Origin of the sequence: Geminocystis sp. CENA526, from assembly GCF_050753365.1 — a bacterium.
Lineage (GTDB): Bacteria > Cyanobacteriota > Cyanobacteriia > Cyanobacteriales > Cyanobacteriaceae > Geminocystis.
The window spans coordinates 1-16,386 of the sequence record NZ_JBLZFY010000090.1 but is presented as its reverse complement, the minus strand read 5'-3'; the positions used below and the strand labels follow the sequence as shown (position 1 = coordinate 16,386).

Below are 16,386 nucleotides of genomic sequence, written 5' to 3'. Positions count from 1 at the left end.
CTATTATATATGGGTATATCTGATTAAAATAAAATCCTCAAGAAAATATCTGAGGATTGCATAAATTTAAGTTTTCATACTGATATATAGTTAAGGGTTATTTATCAGCCCTATTTATCTTTAATCTGATTATTTTTAGTGTCAAGTGATATTAACTTGAAATACTTTTTATTGTTTGTTACATAAACAATATTATTTGGTATCTTTACATAAGTTAATGTTAAACACTTTCATCAAACTTTAATTTTTAACCATCAATCTTTTAAAATAAATTAAATGAACAAACTAAGTTACTTATATATTTTCAGTTTAGTAGTATTATTGTTAGGCTGTAATAGTCAAACTAATGATAAAGGTAATAGTCAAACAGGTTCTAAAGTAGGATTTTTAACTAAGATTAATTATCCTACAAATGAGTTTGATAAAGATTCTTTAAATAGATTAATTTCAGATGATAGTACGGATGAATTAACTGAAATGTACAAAGATACCAAGATACATCCTATAGCCTATGTACAATTATCTGAAGAAGAGCAAAGAGAACATAAAGAAAGATTTTGTTTTATGTCAGGATTAATGTCAGTATCTCAAATTAATTCTTGGTTAGATTATGAAAGTTTGAAGCAATCGGTTAACGATAAAAAAAATGATATACAAATAAATGAATTATTGAGAGATATTGAAAAAGGACAAAAAGATATTATTGAAAGTTTAGACATTTTATCTAAAGTTTCAGACCCTGAGTTTAATGAAGATAGGCACGGCGTTGGTGTACCTTGTGAAGAAAAATATATTATATGGAATAATTATTTAACCGAATCAGATTTATCCACATTAAAAGAAAAGCTAAAATTTTAATAAACCTTGTCTTTTAAAATCTTTTTTATTTCTTTTACGTCTTGAGATAAATCAGTGACAACGTAGAAAAAAGAGGCTAAACCTATTTGAGATAATCCTATTATAGAAAAAGGGGGATTACCTGTACCAAAAGAAATAATTACTACAATAGCCCCAATAATGAGTAAAAAAATGCTTATTAATTTAAGTAATTTCTGAGTATCCATATTATTTAAAATAGGTTGTAATTCATTTATCACTCCAATTATTACCGATGCTAGAGTCAGCCTCAATCGGTACTCTCTTTAAAAATTCCTTGCCACTATTTACCATTACCTCACTTAATACCGAGGCAACTTGATCCGCTATATCCTCATGTGCCTCAAGGATAATTTCATCGTGTACCGTTGCTAATATCCGAGCTTTACCATTAAAAGGTTTTAGCGCTGATACTAACCTACCTAATGCCAATTTGAGAATATCAGCGCCCGTACCTTGAATCGGAGTGTTGAGGATTTGTTGAGGGGAGGCATTATCAAAATATCTGATTCTACCTGATAGGGTTTTAGTCTCGTTAATCCCCCCATTATAGATTCTGGACTTGGTTTTTTTATGCCATTGAGATAAACCAGAATAGCTCTTAAAAAAATTATCCATAATCTTTTTTGCCTCATTCTCTGAGAGGCTGATACCATAATTACTCTCAGCATAGCCTCTAAATCCATTAACCGATGCGCCATAGATCAGCCCAAAATTAGCTGATTTAGCTATCTGTCGATCGTCTTTTGTTACCTCATCTAAAGGTTTATTTAAAACGATACTAGCAGTAAGTTTATGTAAATCCTCACCTCGGTTATATGCCTCAATCATGGTTCGATCGTTTGCATACTCAGAGGCAATTCTTAACTCTATTTGACTGTAATCAGCTATAACGAGCTTATGACTAGGGGAGGCAACGAAACAACTCCGAGCCTCATTATTTCTCGGTATTTGCTGTAAGTTAGGATTTGAGGATGTAAACCTACCTGCGCTCGATCCCATTTGCCAATAACTACCATGCAACCTCCCCGTTATCGGATTAATTTTTTTAAGTAAACTATCTCCAAAACTTGAGATAATTTTAGTTACTTTTTTATACTCAAGAAAAGGTTTTAATATTTCTGGGTATTCTGGTAATAATTTTTTAAGGGTTTTAGAGTTTGTGTTATCGCACTTGATACCAGCCTTATTAAGTGTCTCTAATATTTGCTTAGGAGAGTCTAAATTAATCTCTTTGGTAAAGTCAAAATCATTTGCTAGTAAGGTTAGTTGCTCATTATTACTATTCTTAAACTCAGCTAATTTTTCTTTTAATATTGCTTTTAATTCTGTCTCTAATTCATCTTTTCTTTTCTGGGTATCTTCTAAGATATTTTGCCATTGACTAACATCTAATAACATCCCATTAAATTCCATCATTGCCACTGCTAAAACACAATCAAACTCTATTTTTGCAACTCTGGTTAATGAGGCATAAATTAATTTATTTCTTAATATTTCTCTTAATGGTAAGAGAATTTTTGAGTCGATCGAACTATACTTTAATTGCTCAATAGTTAACTCCTCTTTACCCCAGTCAGTTAACCTCTCCTCTTTATTTAACTCAACTCCTAGATATTCTAAGGCAATGACTTTTAACGAGGATTTAAGATTATCCTTACCAGAGTTAATTAATTGATGCGCTATCTGAGTATCAAAGATTTTTTGATTAACTTCTAATCCGTTGCTCATTAGAAATTGAATATCAAATTTAGCATTATGAAATATCTTGATAGCCTCATTGATTAAGAGAGGCTGTAATAATTTAACATCGCACTTAAAAGCATCAATTATGAAGGTAGGGTTATTTTCTGAGGCAATTTGAATTAATCGTAGTTTATGCAAGTGTGCATCTAATCCAGTTGTTTCGGTATCAATAGCTAAAACCTTTTCATCTTTGAGGAGTTCGATCGCCTTCTCTAAATCCTCATCATTCTCTATAAGGCTGTAACTATCATCTATAACTGTACTTTGGGAATTTACTTTATCCTCATCATTATTTAACTCAAAATCCTCATTATCATTACTATCTGACATCTTTTGATTATTACCTGATTTAACTTTTTTAATCTTTGGGGGAGGCAAAATTACTTTATCGGTATCAGCCCTCTTATCTGATTTATCAAGGTTATTTGAGTTAATATTTTTATCAGATAAGTTGTCAGATATGTTATCGGATTTAACCGTTTTAATGTCCATAGTTTTATCGGATATGCTATCTGATTTATCAAAGTTATCAGAGTTCATCGGTTTAGCAGTATCTGGTTTATCCATAACTTTAATATTATCTGATATATCTTTTTTACTATCTGATTTATTCAAGTTACTTTTCTTTTTGGGTTTTAGTGCCTCGATCGATAATTGGATTATTTTCTCTGGTAAAAAAGTTCTTAAATCCTCAATAACTAATGTTAATCCTCTTAATAGCTCAATCACATAATCTAAATCCTCTTTATGCCACTGATACCCAAAACCTTCACATATCAAGGTATCTGAGTTAATATCAGATTTAATATCAGTTATACCCTCTTTATTTTCTGGGGGATTTATTACGTCTTTAAAGTTAGGTTTAGGTTTAACTTTTTGAAGGGATTTAAAAGAGGCTGATATTGCCTCATTATTATTAGTTTTAGCTTTTTTATTTACTAAACTTTGAATAAAATTTTTATCCTCTGGTGTTAATTCTCTCATTTTAAAATCCCTCCTCTTTATTTTCGTTATTAGAATGTAAATAATTTAATGGCTCGAATTTATGGATAGCTTTAGAGTACTTAAATAAAATATCCCCAGTTCTACCAGTTCTATTTTTATCTATATATAGCCTCGAAAATATATCAGCCGTTGTTTTGTTTAAAAAGGTTTTGTTGTCTATATTTTCAATATATTTAGCTACTTTTAAATCTATTTTTTGCCAATTATTTTTAACATAGTCTAACTGAGTTTTTATCTGATCCTCCCCTTTATTATCAAAGTCAAAACTATGTAAAAGCATTACACAATCAGCACTATGAGCAATCTTGAAAGAATCTCTAAGGGCTGACATATCGAGGCTTTTTTTACCTGATTTAGTGCTATCAAAAGCATTTTTACTAATGTCTGAAATGGCAATAATTGGAGTATCACTTTTTCGAGATAATCTTTTTAATTCAGTGGCAATTTTACTTATTTTTATTGTCTCATTACCATTGTTATCGATGTCTTTATCTCCAGAGTTCATTAACTGTAAATAGTCGATAAATACTAAATCTAATTTTAGCTTTTTTATGATCGATAATATTTTATTTGGGGTAAAGCTATCATCGCACTCAATAATATAAATATTCTCAGATATTTGCTCATAATACTCTTTGACTGTCTTAAACATTTTTAGTTTTAATGAGTCATTTTTTAAGTAAATTTTCTTATCCAAATACCCAGAGTTTATCTCCCCCAGTCTGCTAATTTGAGTTATAAATATCTGATCTAAACTCATTTCAAAACTAAAATATCCCACTTTATACCCTTTACTTGAGGCATAATCAGCACACTGTAAGCAAAGAGTAGATTTACCACTAGCTGGGCCGGCTGACATAACATAAAATCTACCTTTACTAAATCCCCCATTAAGCAAAGTATTAAAGTCATCGCTAAAGGTAGGGATTGCCTCTCTATCCTCGGATAATAGCTGAGTAAGTAACCCTTCTATTTTTTCTGAGGTAGGTAGTAAATTTGTTTCACTTATTGAGCGATTTATTAATTTCTCGGTTTCATCGATCGACTTCGATAATATTTCTATACTTGTATCAGCCTTATCCTCTGCTAATTTTTTGGCATATTTACTATATTTTTTTTGTGCTATCTCTCTTATCCCTACCTCTCTAATCTCCCCAAGATACTCCTCGATCGTCTCTGGGGAGGGTAATTTGAGGTTATAAAGGTTATCCAAATATTCGGATAAAGAATCATTTTTTTTGATAGTGGCAATAAATCCTTGAGAGAAAATATCGGAGTAGTCAATTATCGATTCTGGATTTTGGAGTAAATAGCCTAATACCTCACTCTCAATTAATCTGATACTATCTGTTAACTTACCTGATACTTTACCTAATAAGTAATTTTGTTCTAATGCCTCACATTCTCTGAGTATTTGGGATTTTATTATCTCTTTACCCTCACTGGTAAGGTTTAGGAGTGACTGAAAGATAAGGGCTGAAACTTTTAAATAATCGAGACTGTCAGATATTCCTTGATTTGAATTGTTATTATCAGTCTTTGAGTTTGATGATTGAGAATTATTCGGAGTATCTGAATTTTTAGAAGTATCAGCCCTATCTTTTGAGTTAGAAGATTGATAATTAGGGTTATGGTTTTTATGTACTTTACACTTAGTACCTATACAACCTCTGGTATGTGCCTCCCCCTCTTTTATGCCACTGAGGATATAACTACACTCAAATTTATATTTATCGGAGTTTCGATCGCACGAAACCCATGCACTTTTAAAATTATTTACCTTGCCTCGATAATCCTTTGAAGTAGAATGATTCTCTGAGGTATTTTGCGCCATTAATTGAGCAAGGGGTAAAGATTGAGGCAAGTCTAAACCTCTGGTTAAGCAATACCGAATTAAGGTTAAATTTGCTTGGTTATAGTCAACATCCAGAGGCGCACCATTAGAGAGTAAATGCTGAATGCAACTCGGATGATCCCCCAAAGAGTTTAATAATGTTTTAATTTCATCTTTACTCCGAGGCTCGTTTAAAGATTTCTCATTACTTTGAGACTCGTTTAAAGATTTATCTTTGCTCCTCGTTTCATTTAGATTATTTTTACTTTGATTCGGTAATTTATCCGAATTATTTTTATCGGAGTTGTCAGCCTCTAACTCTGAGATATTAATTACTTTATCAAGGGCTGTAACTTCAAATTTTGCCATTAAATCCCCTTGAGAGTTTAAGTCTATTTGGGGATTATTAACATCAAAATCTGGGGTAATAAATCCACATCTTTTTTTAGTTTTTAGATGAATTGTGCAAGGTAATTTGATATTAGAGTTTACATCTTTAGGGAAAATTTCTTGAGGAGTAAAATTAGCTCGGAGTGAGATCGATTTTAAAAAATCTTTTATTAATTTTGGGGTAACAGCCTTTTCGAGGAATACCCAAATATGAAAGCCTCTATTACCTGAGTACTCAATATAAAGATTTACTCCTAACACATAGCCTTCTTTAACTATATTTTGAGCGATCGTTAGAGCCTCCCCCAAATCCTTGCAATCTCTGGGGATGTCTATGTCAATACATCCAGATTTTGATATACCCTCTTTATCTTTGCAAAGTATCAGCCCTAATGACTTCTTACCTTCAATACTTGCCAATAACTCCGATTCGGTTAAGTAAATGTATTCGATTAACTTACCATCATCATCATAGATAGCTTTATGAGGGTATTTAATCTCGGATTTATTCATTGAGGCGATCGAATACTTTTGTGCCTCACTATGGATAATTAATCGGTAATATTGCTCTATTAATTTTTTCATTTTATTTATCTCCTAATTGCTTAACTAATTTTTTGAGTAGGGGGATTGCTTTATTTCTTTGCTTAGTGTCAATTTCAGTAACATCCGAATTGAGGAGTATATTGGCTGATTCCCAAAACTGGGTAAAGACTTGCAAAACGTCAATATCTAAAGGATTTGGTAAAGTTAAATCCTCTGGAATATCTGAATTTTCAACACTTGATAATGAGTTACTGGGGGAGGCATTATCCGAGTTATTGAGATTATCAGAGTTAGGATTATCGATCGATAACTCCTCATCAATAATTGCTTTTAACTCTGATACCGATAAATCAGCCTCAAGTAATCTCTCTAAAATTTCTAATTCTTTATTACCTTTGAGCCTCAATAGTTGCTTACAATGTCCTATGGTTATCTTTCCTTGAGATACGGCTGATTGTGTCGAATTATGGCATTTTAAAAGCCTTGTCATCGTCTTAACTCTATCCTCAGTAATCCCTAATTGACTCGATAGCTCTTTGATACTCAAGTTATGTTCATCTAATATTTGCTTATATCCGAGTGCCTCTTCTATGGGATTTACATTTTCTCGGAGTAAATTTTCACTCGCTGATTTCAGCCTTACAACTAACTCGTTATCCTCATTTTTTTCTACTATGCAAGGAATGCTATCTTTTTCGAGTAATTTAAAAGCTCTAAATCTTCTCTCCCCCATAATTATTCGATAGGTGTCACATGACACTTTTCTAACTCTGATAGGTTGCTGTAATCCAAAATTTTCGATATTAGTAGCTAATTCTCTGATACTTTCATCATTAAAGGTTTTTCGATGATTTTTAGGATCGGCTTGGATACTGTCTATTTTGATAATTTCAATGTCCATAATTTTTTACTCTCTTATTTGGTTAAGGTGTCACATGACACTTTTAAAAATTCCTAATTCCCTAATTACTTATTCCTAAAAATTCCTAATTTTCTAATCGTTAATTCCTAATCCTTAATTGCTCAATCCCTTTAAATCCTCATTCCTTAATTCCTTACTCTGGGAATTACCAGAGGCAATGAAAAGTTAAATATCTAAGGTTTTCCCTTGCCATTGCTTATATTTCTTTACTTGCTCAAAAGGTGTTAACTCTGAGGAGTAAATGAAATCTACATGACTCTCATCTAATTTCTGGGGGGATTGTAATTTAATAGGCTGTAACGATAATTCGGAGTTATTAACAAATTCATCGTTTAAGGTGTCAAGTTGATCTGAAAGGGGGGATAAATCAGCCCTTAGATTCTCGTTTAACTCCTCTTTTTGCTCTCGGTATTGTTGATAAATTTCTTTGCAAGTATCTTCTAAATCGGTTTTTAACTCCGAGAGTTTCCTGATAGTTTCCTTTAAAGTTAAGTACAATTCTTTAAATTCTGTCTCTTTACCTAATATTTCCCTCATTACAGCCGTTTTAAATGCTATGGATAAGCTATCAGCCTCATTCTGGTAATTACTCTCTAACTCGGTTATTTGAGTAGTAATCTCCTCATATCTTGATTCATACTCATTGAGCAAGGGCTGTAATAGCTCTCGGTTTAAGTTGTTTACTATTTGACTGCGATTCGAGTAAGTATCAATACCTGAGTAATGTTTTCTGACTAGCTCATCATATTTTCGATAGGGTTCGATCGTCTCTAAGATGATATTAGTTAGTAATTCTTTACCATCATTTATAGCTACTAAAGCATCGATTTCTGTAGCACCTGTTACCTCAAAATTATCCTCAAATTTATCCTTTCTTTTATCGGTATCTTTTATCGGAGTATGAGGCAATCTATATTTAACTACTTGCTCATAAGTTAGAGCTAGGTTAGTTAGTTTGATGTCTAAGTTATACCCAAAGCGATGGTTAAAATATTCTATTTTTCGAGCGATGGTTAAGGGGATTGATTGACCAGCGGGATCAAAGTCAGTTAGTACAAAAATTCTAATAGGTCTATTTTGTGCCTTTTCCTTAACTCTTTGGAGTAGTAAAGAGATTTGGGTAATAGAAAACTCCCCCGTACCTACAATGACATTAACCTTAAAATTTCTACTAAACTCAGTTAATACGTCATCTAAAGTATTTTTTTCTACCCATATCTCAAGGTAAAAATGGCTGTAATCTTCATATTTGCCATATTTGGATGAGTTAGTATCGCTTAATTTAGGAGTATCTGAGGATAAATAAATCTCTGGTAAATCAGCCCTTGATTCTACTAATTCCCTTAGTTCTATCTCCTCGCTATAACCATCAATTTCCGATAATTTTTCTATGAAATTATCTAATTCATCGGAGTTGTAACCTAAGTCAAAGTTACTAGATAAATAAAACCAAGGTTTTTTTATCTCTGGGATTATTGGCTCTGGGGTAATAAACTCTCCTTGCTCAATAATGTTTAAAACTGGTCTTCTACCATCGATAAAATTCTCATAATCTAAATACTCCAAATAACGAGCTATTTGAGCTACCTCTCCTAAGTGTATCCAGTCTTGTTTAGTATTTTGATAAGGCTCTCCATTGAGCTTTATTACTGGGGGATTAGCTGATACAAAGTTATAATGAATACGTCTCAAATACAATTTATCGGAGTCTGCTAAACTACTCTTTTTTATTTCATTTAACAGCCATTGAGCTTTTTTATGATCCCCCTCAGTGCCTATCCAAAAAGGATCTAAGCTCGTTACCTTTAAATTTGTTTTAGTTGCTTTATAGCCTTTTAATCGTGCCTCTGTAACTAATTCATAAATATAAGGCTGTACTTTAGGATTAGTACAGGCTTTTAGTTTCAATTCATTCGTAATCATGGTTAACATCTAAGTTTAATTTCAAAGTTTTTTTTGTTCGATCGCCTTCATGGCTGATACCAGAGGCGATCTTCTTTTCCCTAATCATTCTGGGGAGGCTCATAATACCTTAAATCCCAGTTTGTGTAATCAGGTTCGATTTCATCATCAATATCGATCCAATACCCCCCATTAAAAACCCTTCTTAAATCGCTTTTAATTTCTTTTTGGGATAAATCATCGTTATTCACATTTTGAGGCTCTAAAACCTCGTTTAACTTATTACTCATTGCTTATTACTCCGATTTGGGTAAAGACTTATTACCGAGGCGCACGGCACGGAAAAAAATCCGAGGCGGCGCACTTTTTTTTTGAAATATTACCAGCCCCTTAAAGTGATATGAAATTTTTTGTAAATTCCTATAACTTGAGGTATTGGCTGTTTTTCTTCTCTTTTATTTTTGCATTGCGAGTAAATGAGCAAATGCAAAAAGTATAAAATTATATAATTATATAAATGTGAAAATCCCCAAAAATCAAGGGTTTCAGGCTGAGTTGGTGATAGCATTCTAGCTAGTTGGTGATAGCATTCTAGCTAGTTGGTGATAGCATTCTAGCTTGTAGGCGTGAATAATTTTTTTTCATGCCTCAAACCCTTTAATATCAATATGTTTACACTCTTTAATTAATAAAACTTAATATTTGATAAACCTTTTATTTTTCAATGGTTTTGAGTGTAATATGGTTATCTAAAAATATGCGATTTTTTATGTGAATTTTTCGTTAAAAAACGTGAATAAAATGTGAAAAACTCCGAGAGCCTTATTAATAAAGTGTTATCGGAGTTTTATTGAAGATAAGTTAAATTTTAAAATTTAGAAGGGAATTTAGAAATATATCTAATAGCATCGAGAATCTCATTAAATAATTTTTTACTGAGGTTATCTCTTTTCTCAGCATTGTAGATTTTACCTTGAGTGCATTCTAAATATTTAGCGATTTGCTTAGGGCTGATATTAGCTTTTAACCTTGCTTTTTTTAAATCCTCTCCTCGGTAAACCTTTTCTGGGGTAATGGGTATTTTTTCAGCCTCTCTCACATCTTGATCAGATTCTGGTTTACCAAGTGATTCTGGGGTAAGTTTAATTTTTGCCTCAAGTAATCGATCGAAATATCCTCTCGGTTTTTTACCTTCAAAATCAGGCCTAAACTCCTCTGGATAGGTTTTATTGTCAAAATGAATCTTAAAACCTATTCTCTCTAATGCTTTTAAAGTATTATCCCATAAATTAGTTAAATTTCTCCTAGTGTATTTGTCTGATTTTGCCTCAGATATTTTAGTTTTAGCTCCGAGTAAATTTTCTATTAACCATTGTTCAACTGTGTAATATAGTCGATAATCCATAGTAGATTGAAGTAAAGCAATCCTCAGAGCTAACTCCTCATGGTAGGGATCTAAATCAAGTATTTTACTTGATAGAGTTGCATAACTGTAAAATACTTTGTTTGATCCTTTACCTACTTTACTAAGAAATTCATCTAACCATAACCCAGCTCTTACCTTAATCTCTATCTCTATCAAAGACTCATTACCGAATAAATCAGTATCAGTTATTTTGATAGGTAAAATATCCCACATTACATAAGGATCGAAATATACATTTACGGGTTTTTTTCTACCTTTCAAGGTTACATACCATTGAGCTTTTATTAATAAACTTCTAACGGCTGTAATAGTTTCATAAACTCTTTTTAATTTTTCTTCTTTAGTTAAATCCCTTCTTTTATCTAATCCTAAATCTTTAATTAAATCAGTGCCTCTTAACATTAATATCGCAGTGGTAGGATCAGGTTGTTTATAAAAATGCACTGCTAAAATTAAATGTAATAAAGCGGGATAAACTCCAAATTTTTCTAATATTTGGATTGCCTCGGAGTGAGGTAACGATGCTATCTCTTCACTATCATTAAAATCTCGGATGTAATGGGTAATATAGCTATCACTGTTATCAGCCTTGCGATGTGTGTAACAAGCATTACCTAAGTCATCTTTACCCCATTGACGATCTCTAAGAGCTTTTACCCCAGAGGTGATAACTGGTAAATTTGCCATGCGATTTAAGTCATTAACTAAAGCTCTAGGCTCTATTTTGACATCAAAAGAAGGTAATTTAAGCTCAGGGAATATGAGGCTGATACTTTTTAAAATATTAGATATATCATCGTTAGGTATTCTGTTATCTTTACCTATTAAATTTAAAGTTTTCCCAGAGATTAAATCAGCCACTGCTAAACTCAAATCATCTAACTTCATTACTGGTTTAATTAATAGTTTATTCAGCCTATTGATTAGTATTTTGACTGAGTATAGAAATTGCTTTTTAGCTAGGTTTAACAAGCCCTCGGTTACTACATTATTTTTATTTTTCGTTATCCCTTCTTTATATCTCCTAACAATCTCAAGTATCTTTTGAGGCTCTAAAACGGGATCGGATACTATTAGGATTAAGTTATAAAGACTCAAGCAAATATTCTCTATGTTATCGATCGAGTTTAGTAAATCCTCATTATCCGAGGGGATGTCATCTAGATCGCTAAAAAACGCTATTAAACTATCTGGGGTAACAGCCCTCTCATAAAGACTATCAGGGCTGTTATCGGAGATCGAGCTATCATTATTTGGGGTATTGGATAACTCAGAGATTTGAGTTTCAAGAAAGTTTAAATCTTTTTTTGTCTTTTTCTGTGTCATAATTTTAATTAGTTTGTGGCAAGGGTAATGAGTTACTAACTGCTAAATTAAGTCTCATTGCCTTGCTCTTCAAAAATAAATGTTTACAATCTACATTATAGAAATTTTTTTATTTTAGTTGTCAATAATTTATTATGTCTGATATAAACGAGTATATCAGATAAGTAATAAAAAGTAATGTAAAAAGGGTAAAAAGCGTATTACACCTATATAATCGAATGTTTTTAAAAGTTTAAATGTATTAAAAATGAATTAAATTACTAAAGTTATTAAAAAATACTTAATAAATACAATATAACCAAAAAGCGATAAAAGGCTCTATAATTGGTTTTGATGGTTAATTCTGTGTTCGCTCAAAGGATACTCAGCAAAAGATGTTAGGATTTAAAGTATAATTATTTAAACGATACATATTAACGGACGTGATAATACATCATTATAAGCTATAATTACCAGATATATCAGATATATCTGGTTTTATCATTTATTTAGGCAAGTGAGGAGAGGATAAAGGCTCAATAGTTGAGGTTTTGAACTTCTTTTCGATAGTCTTTTATGGCATCTAAGCAGTTTTTTATATAAAACCATGAATCATTATTAGTGTCACATTCGTAATGTCCTTTTGCAGATCGAATATTAGCAAAAATATAATTATATTTTTGTATAGCGATTATATACCTTGCATTTTTTTTATACTTATCAGCGATTATTAAATCATCAGGAAATTTAGGTTTTTTAGTGTGTTTTAATTCTCTGGTAAAATTAAATTCAGTCTCATTTTTACGTCTCTCGGAGATATTATCAGTTAAATCATATAGCTCGATTAAAACCTTTTCCAGAGAAGAAAATAAATCATAGTCAATAGCAGAATTAGGGCTGATAATCTTCTCTCTAATTAACTTCAATTCATCAAGACAAATCGCTAATAATTCCCAGCCGTAACGATACTCATCATCGTTTAATCGCAATAGATAATAAGGATCATTTTCGATGAGCTTACTTAATTTTTCATTTAACATTTTAATCACCTCATTAAACTAAACTAGCAAGGATGTTAACAGCCTCTTTTTGGAGAGATACTCGGTTATCATCGTAACGAGTTAAAACATCTAAGTTTTTATGTCTCGATAGCTTTTGAGCGAGTCTCACATTACCCCCAGAGGCATCGAGTAAGGCTGTAATAGATGAATGTCTAACTCTATGAGGTGAGAGGATTTTATCGGTTAAAACTGGATCAGCATACTTTCTTACTATGCAATAAATCGATTTACCAGTTAACCGATGTCCATTAGTATTAGTGGCAAGGCTAATAAAGAGAGGCTGATTCGGTAATGGGTTATATCGCACTCCTAACCATTGCGTCAGAGCCTCGCACGTTTTGGGGGATAAATAAATAACCTCTTTGCTGAATTTACCTTTACCCTTAATTTTCAGAGTGCCTTCTTTGCTATCAAAATCCTCAATGTTAAGATTACTAACCTCAGATCGTCTCAAAGCATTATCCCAGAGTAATCTCAAGATAGCGTAATCTCTTTTACCTGATATGGTATCAGTTAAAATACCTGATATGATGTCAGAAAAAATATCTTTACTTACCCCAGAGGTATCACGATAAACCTCAGTGCCTAAACTCAGTAAATCCTCAACTAACCAATTACAAAAGCCTCTTTTAAAAGCAAATTTAACGAGGGATCGGATTGCTGATAATCGGATATTAATGGTATTAGGTACATAATCAGCCTCAATTAATTCGTTTTGATATTGACTCAAATAACAAATAGCGGTTACTTTATCCATAGCTAAAAACTCCCCCAAAACCCTTTTAATATCCACATCTAACATTAAAATTCTTTTACCTTTACCGATTAATCCATTGATTAGGTAATGAGCAAAATATTTAAGATTCTGGACATAAGTGTAACGAGTAGATGCTTTATGCTTAGAGGCAATCAGAGCCTCAATAATATCGTTAACAGGCTGATTTAAAGGTAATATCCCCCCTTGAGAGGCAATAGTTAAATTTGTCATAATAGTAATTAATTAATGTATTAATGAGCTACCCATTGAGGTAGTTTTTTTATTAATCTGATAATATCAGATATACCAGATATTATAACGAGAGAATAGGGATAAAGTCAAGTCAAGTATGAAAATGCCTAATAGCGTACCTGAGTATATTTTTATAATGAGGCTATGTTTCAGCCTCTTTGAAAGTTTAACCGAGTAGATTCGGATAAAGAGTTTTCATTAATCCGATTATTAACGATACTATTACACCTATTACTACTGTGAGAGCGATTCTATCAAGATTATCTAATCTTTTACTAAGTGCCTCTTTTGTCTCGGTTATTCTTTGGTTTGTGCTATTTTGCCCTTCTTTGAGGGTAGCTATATCAACTTTGATAGTAGTTAACTCCTCAAATACCTTTTCAAATTTCGAGTTAATTAAATCCTTTAACTCTTTTAAATCGTTATCTGTTACTGTACTCATGGTAAAATCCTTATTAACTAATGAAGTATTGATTAGGAGTAATTGGCTGTTACTCCTAACCTCATTTTACTTTACCCCAGTAACCGCGCGCTAATTTCTGAGGTAAAGATTAGGGATTAGTTAAACGAGGGGAGGCAAAATCCACTAATAAACCATTGCCAATAACCCTTAATGTCAGCCCTTGCCTCGTTAACCTTGCCTAATATTGCCTTGCTTAATTGGCTGATTCGATTGACTTTAAACCAGATTTTAACGATCGAACTCACGAAAATAACGATTAATTTTACCAGTGCCTCGGTTAACTTTTTATCGGTATCCTCAAGGTTAGACAGTGTAGATTCAGTAATAGACACCTCGCTATAATTACCCTCTTTACTCTCGGTTAAATCCTCAAAAGCCTCGTTATCATTAGATTTTACTGTACAGTCATCGAGAGATAATTCTTTATTTTCTGGGGTAATTGTCTCAATAGTCTCGTTAACTAGATTAAATTTATTCTCTGGGGAGGGTTCGCGCGAGCAATCCTCAATTAATTCGAGAGGGGGATTAACTACAATCTCATTAACCAAATCCTCAGAGGCAATCTCAAGGGCTGACACTTCTTTAATTAAATCCTCGGTATCATTAGCAATAGTTACATCCTCGTTATCTTCATACTCGGAGTTAATAGCCTCTTTAACAATGGCATTCATAATCCGATTATATTCAGTCTCTAAAATATCCTTTTTAGCATTGAGTGCGATCGTAGTTAATCCTTGAGATTTGAATGTTTTTAGTTGGTTTCGTAGTTGTTTGTAAGTCATGGTGTTATCCTCTTTTGTAGTGATTGAAACGAACTAAGGTTAGCTATTCGGTATTGGTTAACCTTATATCTGATAATATAACAGATATAATATCAGATTGTCAAGGATATAATAAAAAAGCCTCTGACTTGAGAGGCTGTAACCATTTACTATTAAATGTTTTGAGGATTTAAAATTTATTTTTGAGGGTAAAATAATTTATCAGCCTCGTTAAGTTGCCATGCTTTACCCTCTGGATCATTTTCTTTACTCCAATTAATAAACTCCTCTTTGCTTAACTTTTTAACCTTAGTGCTAATACTGGTTTTAGATGCGCCCTCCCCTTTATTTTTATTTGTCTTGAATCTTTGAGCTAATTTACTCATTGATAACCCTTGCTCTTTACTCTCGGTATTCTCTGGGGGAGATTCGATCGAGCTATCCTCATTTACTACCTCAGTATCATCATTAATAACCTCAAGGGCTGATACTTCTTTATCCTCATTTACTACCTCTGGGATAACTTCGATGGCATTAAGATTTTTAACATATTCACTTTCATTATTATTTTTGCCACTGGATACCCTCTCAATAACTTCATTCTCAATTAATATTTCTGGGGTAATTGCCTCGGTATCCTTTGAGGTATTTTCTGGGGGAGGTTCGATCTTACTCTCGTTAATATCCTCTTTAATCTTGTTATCTTTATTTTTTGGGGTAATATTATCAGCCCTTGAGGTTAATAATTTTGCCTCAATTAGTGCCTCTAACTTTTTTTCAAGTCTGCTAAAAATTCTCTCCTCAAGATTATCATTAACGATTTGAGTATTAGTAATTTTACCCTCGGATAACTGCGATATTAAATCATCTTTGAGGCTCATTAACACTAACTCTAAACCTTTTAAAATTACTGGGGTAACAATCGGTTTAGGGTTATCGGTATTTTTCGATTTAGGAGTAAAGGGCTGATTCGTTAATACTGCTATCTTTTCAATCTCCTCATAAACCTCGTTAGGTATTCTAATATCTACTCTGGTAACGTTTTTATCTTCATACCTTTTCTTTTTATCTTCTTTAATTTCACTCATAATAGTTTAGTTACCTGATATATAGTTTATAACAGATATTATAACTATTATC

At 32.3% G+C, this 16,386-nt stretch carries 13 protein-coding genes; 1 reads left to right on the top strand and 12 read right to left on the bottom strand.

The features are described 5' to 3' along the window. Positions 1-276: 276 nt before the first annotated feature. Positions 277-858: a hypothetical protein gene (locus ACN4EE_RS18050; protein ID WP_431707870.1), complete on the top strand. Its 582-nt coding sequence runs from the start codon at positions 277-279 to the stop codon at positions 856-858. On the opposite strand, the gene ACN4EE_RS18045 is transcribed toward ACN4EE_RS18050, so the two are convergent. From ACN4EE_RS18045 to ACN4EE_RS17990, 12 genes are all read right to left on the bottom strand, one after another. Next, positions 855-1,097, bottom strand: a complete 243-nt coding sequence (locus ACN4EE_RS18045; protein WP_431707869.1) for a hypothetical protein — start codon at positions 1,095-1,097, stop codon at positions 855-857. The genes ACN4EE_RS18050 and ACN4EE_RS18045 overlap by 4 nt on opposite strands. Further along, a complete protein-coding gene (locus tag ACN4EE_RS18040) occupies positions 1,087-3,606 on the bottom strand; it encodes a bifunctional 3'-5' exonuclease/DNA polymerase (RefSeq protein ID WP_431707868.1) in 2,520 nt (839 codons plus the stop codon). The genes ACN4EE_RS18045 and ACN4EE_RS18040 overlap by 11 nt, the downstream gene beginning before the upstream one ends. A 1-nt stretch (position 3,607) precedes the next feature. Beyond that, positions 3,608-6,436: a DnaB-like helicase C-terminal domain-containing protein gene (locus tag ACN4EE_RS18035; RefSeq protein ID WP_431707867.1), complete on the bottom strand. Its 2,829-nt coding sequence runs from the start codon at positions 6,434-6,436 to the stop codon at positions 3,608-3,610. Between the two features lies 1 nt (position 6,437). Further along, positions 6,438-7,298, bottom strand: a complete 861-nt coding sequence (locus tag ACN4EE_RS18030; RefSeq protein ID WP_431707866.1) for a ParB/RepB/Spo0J family partition protein — start codon at positions 7,296-7,298, stop codon at positions 6,438-6,440. A 186-nt stretch (positions 7,299-7,484) separates the two neighbouring features. Next, entirely contained in the window at positions 7,485-9,242 is a 1,758-nt protein-coding gene (locus ACN4EE_RS18025; RefSeq protein WP_431707865.1) for a hypothetical protein, read from the bottom strand. Between the two features lie 80 nt (positions 9,243-9,322). Beyond that, on the bottom strand, positions 9,323-9,511 hold the full coding sequence (locus ACN4EE_RS18020; protein WP_431707864.1) for a hypothetical protein: 189 nt from the start codon (positions 9,509-9,511) through the stop codon (positions 9,323-9,325). Between the two features lie 578 nt (positions 9,512-10,089). Continuing rightward, a complete protein-coding gene (locus tag ACN4EE_RS18015) occupies positions 10,090-11,973 on the bottom strand; it encodes a hypothetical protein (protein ID WP_431707863.1) in 1,884 nt (627 codons plus the stop codon). Positions 11,974-12,488: 515 nt separating this feature from the next. Next, complete coding sequence (locus ACN4EE_RS18010) at positions 12,489-12,992, bottom strand: hypothetical protein (protein ID WP_431707861.1); 504 nt, start codon at positions 12,990-12,992, stop codon at positions 12,489-12,491. Positions 12,993-13,005: 13 nt separating this feature from the next. Next, positions 13,006-14,001, bottom strand: coding sequence for a tyrosine-type recombinase/integrase (locus ACN4EE_RS18005; protein ID WP_431707860.1), 996 nt, complete (start codon positions 13,999-14,001; stop codon positions 13,006-13,008). Between the two features lie 187 nt (positions 14,002-14,188). Next, positions 14,189-14,464 carry a hypothetical protein gene (locus ACN4EE_RS18000; protein ID WP_431707859.1) on the bottom strand — a complete coding sequence of 92 codons (276 nt, stop codon included), beginning with the start codon at positions 14,462-14,464 and terminating at the stop codon, positions 14,189-14,191. A gap of 116 nt (positions 14,465-14,580) precedes the next feature. After that, positions 14,581-15,267 carry a hypothetical protein gene (locus ACN4EE_RS17995; RefSeq protein WP_431707858.1) on the bottom strand — a complete coding sequence of 229 codons (687 nt, stop codon included), beginning with the start codon at positions 15,265-15,267 and terminating at the stop codon, positions 14,581-14,583. A gap of 176 nt (positions 15,268-15,443) precedes the next feature. Further along, the gene (locus ACN4EE_RS17990) at positions 15,444-16,334 is read right to left on the bottom strand and encodes a hypothetical protein (RefSeq protein ID WP_431707857.1); all 891 of its coding nucleotides are present in this window, start codon (positions 16,332-16,334) and stop codon (positions 15,444-15,446) included. Between the last annotated feature and the right edge of the window lie 52 nt (positions 16,335-16,386).

Coding starts and splice junctions, on each gene's coding strand:
- ACN4EE_RS18050 (WP_431707870.1), top strand. CDS start 277: ATGAACAAACTAAGTTACTTATATATTTTCAGTTTAGTAGTATTATTG.
- ACN4EE_RS18040 (WP_431707868.1), bottom strand. CDS start 3,606: ATGAGAGAATTAACACCAGAGGATAAAAATTTTATTCAAAGTTTAGTA.
- ACN4EE_RS18035 (WP_431707867.1), bottom strand. CDS start 6,436: ATGAAAAAATTAATAGAGCAATATTACCGATTAATTATCCATAGTGAG.
- ACN4EE_RS18030 (WP_431707866.1), bottom strand. CDS start 7,298: ATGGACATTGAAATTATCAAAATAGACAGTATCCAAGCCGATCCTAAA.
- ACN4EE_RS18025 (WP_431707865.1), bottom strand. CDS start 9,242: ATGATTACGAATGAATTGAAACTAAAAGCCTGTACTAATCCTAAAGTA.
- ACN4EE_RS18020 (WP_431707864.1), bottom strand. CDS start 9,511: ATGAGTAATAAGTTAAACGAGGTTTTAGAGCCTCAAAATGTGAATAAC.
- ACN4EE_RS18015 (WP_431707863.1), bottom strand. CDS start 11,973: ATGACACAGAAAAAGACAAAAAAAGATTTAAACTTTCTTGAAACTCAA.
- ACN4EE_RS18010 (WP_431707861.1), bottom strand. CDS start 12,992: ATGTTAAATGAAAAATTAAGTAAGCTCATCGAAAATGATCCTTATTAT.
- ACN4EE_RS18005 (WP_431707860.1), bottom strand. CDS start 14,001: ATGACAAATTTAACTATTGCCTCTCAAGGGGGGATATTACCTTTAAAT.
- ACN4EE_RS18000 (WP_431707859.1), bottom strand. CDS start 14,464: ATGAGTACAGTAACAGATAACGATTTAAAAGAGTTAAAGGATTTAATT.
- ACN4EE_RS17995 (WP_431707858.1), bottom strand. CDS start 15,267: ATGACTTACAAACAACTACGAAACCAACTAAAAACATTCAAATCTCAA.
- ACN4EE_RS17990 (WP_431707857.1), bottom strand. CDS start 16,334: ATGAGTGAAATTAAAGAAGATAAAAAGAAAAGGTATGAAGATAAAAAC.